This window comes from Shewanella sp. POL2 (assembly GCF_000282755.1).
GTDB classification, from domain to species: domain Bacteria; phylum Pseudomonadota; class Gammaproteobacteria; order Enterobacterales; family Shewanellaceae; genus Shewanella; species Shewanella xiamenensis.
Genome location: NZ_AKZL01000205.1, coordinates 1 through 970, shown reverse-complemented (window position 1 = coordinate 970; position 970 = coordinate 1). Strand labels below are relative to the sequence as shown.

Genomic DNA, 970 nt, shown 5'->3' with positions numbered 1-970 from the left:
TTTAACAATTAAAGAATGTAGCATAATCAGTTTAATCTAAACTCTATTGCACCAATATCAATGACTTTTGTTCCATTGTTATCACCGTCAATTGGTCTTGCTACACCATATAAATCGACATCTACGTTTAACGGCACACCAGCATCAATTACCGGTGAGTTACTAAAAGGATATCCATTATTATCAAGTAAAGGATCGGCAAAAAAAGTATTCACTTCAACTTGTTGGTCCTGCATATCTATATACACCCCCCTAACATCATTAACTATATTATTACTTAAGTTAATGCTGCTTCCAGAAGCAAACTTATACAAAGTACTAGCATACGAAGCATTATCAATTAAATATCTAGATTTTGAAACGATATTGTTATCGATTGACATTTTATAATATGGCTCATCAAGCCCATAATAAATAAGCTTCACTACAGATTCTAGCCCAAGAAAAGTATTATTGTAGATTTCTAATTCAGAGGACATACTTGCATTAAGAAACTGACATCCGAAATATAAATCAGGCGCATCCAAAAGATTGCCAAAATATATATTATTCACTAGTCTAGTCTTAGTATTTTGTGCAACAGCATAATTACCGCTTTCAATCCTAGGGCAATGGTAATCATCATCCAAATTACTAGATACGTAACCATTATCGAGAGCCTTACCTATCAATATATTTTGTTCAAAAAGCATCTCTCCGCTATTTAAAATGGATACTGACATGAGGTTGTTTGGTGTACCATCAAATAAATTACGTGTAATAGCACCTCCACTACCCTCTACCTTTATATAGTGATTAGCTAAGGTAAAACCATTTACACTACTATTTTTATCAATAATTAAACTTGGTTGCCAAAATGAAGTTTCGCTGCTATAAAGCTTAGCACCTTTAGATTCCGCCTCTAATAGCGTTTGTTTTTTAGATAAATCTAAATCACCAATATAAATTCCTGCCGGAACATTAACTTTTT

Annotated in this window: 1 protein-coding gene; it reads right to left on the bottom strand. The window is 32.8% G+C overall.

From position 1 onward, the window contains the following. Window positions 1–26: 26 nt before the first annotated feature. Window positions 27–970 (bottom strand): choice-of-anchor Q domain-containing protein (locus SHEWPOL2_RS22075; RefSeq protein ID WP_037431873.1); only part of this gene is annotated, 944 nt, incomplete at its 5' end.